General features: G+C 75.1%; 3 protein-coding genes. 1 reads left to right on the top strand and 2 read right to left on the bottom strand.

The features are described from left to right. Positions 1-58: 58 nt before the first annotated feature. Together VR44_RS30675 and VR44_RS30680 are read right to left on the bottom strand one after the other, a co-directional pair. Positions 59-952 (bottom strand): thermonuclease family protein, encoded by an 894-nt coding sequence (locus VR44_RS30675; RefSeq protein WP_045950888.1) that lies wholly within the window; start codon positions 950-952, stop codon positions 59-61. A 58-nt stretch (positions 953-1010) separates the two neighbouring features. Next, positions 1011-2042, bottom strand: coding sequence for a PP2C family protein-serine/threonine phosphatase (locus tag VR44_RS30680; RefSeq protein ID WP_245692533.1), 1032 nt, complete (start codon positions 2040-2042; stop codon positions 1011-1013). Between the two features lie 185 nt (positions 2043-2227). On the opposite strand from VR44_RS30680, the gene VR44_RS30685 reads away from it, so the two are divergent. Continuing rightward, positions 2228-2917, top strand: coding sequence for a VIT1/CCC1 transporter family protein (locus VR44_RS30685; RefSeq protein WP_045950887.1), 690 nt, complete (start codon positions 2228-2230; stop codon positions 2915-2917). Positions 2918-2931: the final 14 nt, after the last annotated feature.

Here is a 2931-nt window from a genome sequence, read left to right on the forward strand (position 1 = left end):
GGGGTGCGCCGCTCCGGCCGGCCGGCTGCCGCCGCAGCCGGCCGGCCACCGGCCCGCTTCACTTCTCCACGAAGACGATCTCCGTCGGCCCGTGGGTCATCCGCACGGTGCAGCCGTCGACCTCGACGACGTGGTGCATGCCGCTGAGCACCTCCGCCTTCCCCTGGAGGTAGAACTGGTCGTCCGAGGCCCCCGCCAGGTAGGCGCGGAAGCAGGACAGGGAGGGGTCCCTCGGGTTGAGGTCCAGGTAGTCCTTCAGCCGGCGGAAGAGCTTCGGGAGGATCACCGCCCCGTCGTCGGCCGTCAGGGAGGTCAGGCCGTCGACCTTCACGCCGGTGGTGGTCGCGTCCCGCTGCCAGACGCCCTTCTTCAGGTCCTGTGCTTCCCCCGCCGCGGCGGTGAGGGCGTTGCGCAGGAGCTCGGGGAATTCGCTGTAGTACGTGGGGTAGGCCAGGCCGGCCTTGACCAGCTGGTGGTTGACGGTGTTCTTCAGCGCGTCCTCGTCGACCTGGACCAGGTAGCCGTTGAAGGCCGGCTGGTGGTCCTTGCCGACGAGGGCGACGCACCGGCCGTAGATGTCGGCGCCGCGGGTGAGGATGTAGCCGTGCACCACCTCCGGGGTGGTGCTGGTGACCTTCTCGGGGCGCTCTGGGTCGTCCCGGACGACGGCGGTGAAGCCGAGTGCCGTCAGGAGTGCGTCCGCTGCCTGGTGCGCGAGGGGCAGGGGCTGGTGCTGCCTGCCCGAGGGGGAGTCCTCCAGGCCGTAGTGGGTCTCCAGCGCGTCGATCCCCTCCAGCCGGATCGCGGCGTTGCCGAACGCCCGTGGTACGACCGGTCTGGAGCCCGGGACGAGTTTCCAGTCGGCCACGTCGTCGGGGGTGAAGTTGACGGTGTCGCCGTCCGGCTCGAAGCCCTTCGCGCGGAAGGTCCCCCGGATCAACAGCATGGGCATGGACATGGCGGCTCCCCTGCGTGTTGGGACGAGAACGCTCAGTGCACGCTCCCTGAACTTACTGACGCGGGGGCCCGCCGGACAGCCGCTGATCGGGCGACAGCAGCAGCAGCGCCACGTCGTCCCGCGGGCCGCCCCCGCTGAATGCCGCGAGGTCCTCCCAGACCGCGGGCACCAGACCCTCCGGGTCGCCCGCCAGTACCGGGACCCGGGTCGCCAGCGGGTAGAAGCAGCCGGCCGCGTCGCGGGCCTCCGTGACCCCGTCGGTGTGCGCGAGCAGCCGGTCGCCGGGCAGCAGCGCGAGTTCGGCGACCTCCGGGAGGGTCGGCCCGGCCAGGCCCAGGCCCAGCGGCGGGCCCGGCTCCGCGGCCACCTCCGTGACCGCGCGGTCCCGCAGCAGCAGGACCGGGGGATGCCCGCACGAAACGATCCGTACGAGGTCCAGCCCGGGCGGGAACTCCAGCAGCACGGCCGTCGCGAACAGCTCCGGGTGCGCCACGGAGTCCGCCGCCGCGTCGGCCGTCAGCCGCCGGTCCAGCCGGGCCGCCACCGCCGCCAGCCCCGGGTCGTCCAGCACCGCCTCCCGGAAGGCGCCGAGCAGCGAGGCCACCGTGCCGACGGCGGCCAGCCCGTGCCCCTGGACGTCCCCGACCACCACCCGGACCCCGTACGGCCCGGCCCGTACGTCGTACAGGTCGCCGCCGACGAGCGTGCCCTGCTGGGCCGCCCGGTACAGCCCCGAGCAGTTCACCCCGCCCACCCGCTCCGGGATCGGCGGCAGCACCGCCAGCTGGGCGGCCTCGGCGACGGTCCGGACGCTGACCAGCTGGGCGTCGCGGCGCCGCCGCACCCAGGCGATGACCACGCTGAGCAGGCCGACGGTGGCCACGGTGGCCAGGTCGGCGCCGCGGGCGTGCCCGACGCCGAGCTCGGGGACGCCGAGGAGGACCAGCACGAGGACGGCGAAGAAGGCGGTGCCGGCGGCGCCGTAGGAGAAGGCGGCCACGGCGGGCAGGGCGGCCAGGAAGTAGCCGAGTTCCGCGGTGGCGGTGCTCCACTGGGCGGCGCACAGCGCCACCAGTGCAGCCACGGGCGCGATCCGGGCCCAACGGGGCGGCGGGGCCCCGTGCGGCCAGCCGGGTTCGTCCCGTCCGCGTCTCGCCCTCCGTCGCGCCCCAGGTCTCACCCCTCCACCCTGGTACGGGGTCCGGGGCGGCGCACGCCGGGTGGCTCCGGCGGCTGGCCGGGGCGGGCCGGGGCCGCGACAGTGGTGGCGTGACGCAGACGCAGAGCGCGACGATCAGCACCCGGCTGAACTGGCTGCGGGCCGGGGTGCTCGGAGCCAACGACGGGATCATCTCCACGGCCGGCCTGGTGGTGGGGGTGGCCGGTGCCACCACCTCGCGGGCGGAGATCCTCACGGCGGGGGTGGCCGGGCTGCTCGCGGGCTCGCTGTCGATGGCGGTGGGGGAGTACGTGTCGGTGAGCTCGCAGCGGGACTCGGAGCGGGCGGCGCTGGAACTGGAGCGGCGCGAGCTGGCGGAGGACCCGGAGGCGGAGCTGATCGAGCTGACGGAGCTGCTGGCCGGGCGGGGCCTGACGCGTGAGGTGGCCCGGGAGGCCGCCGAGCAGCTGACGGAGCGGGACGCGCTGCGGGCGCACGCGCGGGTGGAACTGGGCATCGAGCCGGACGAACTGGCGAACCCGTGGCACGCGGCGCTGGCCAGCCTGGTCGCCTTCACGGCCGGGGCGCTGCTGCCGCTGCTGGCGATCGTCCTGCCGGGGGCTTCGGTGCGGGTGCCGGTGACGGTGGGGGCGGTGCTGGGGGCACTGGTGCTGTGCGGGGTGGTCAGCGCGCGGCTGGGCGGGGCGGCGGTGGGGCGGGCGGTGCTGCGCAACGTGCTGGGCGGGGGGCTGGCGATGGCGGTCACCTATGCGGTGGGCACCTGGCTGGGCGCCGGCTGACCCCTGGGCTCCGC

The organism is Streptomyces katrae, from assembly GCF_000966975.1.
Classification (GTDB): Bacteria; Actinomycetota; Actinomycetes; order Streptomycetales; family Streptomycetaceae; genus Streptomyces; species Streptomyces katrae.

What these genes read in the sequence shown, in the direction of transcription:
- VR44_RS30675 (WP_045950888.1), bottom strand. Translation starts at nt 952, where the DNA reads ATGCCCATGCTGTTGATCCGGGGGACCTTCCGCGCGAAGGGCTTCGAG.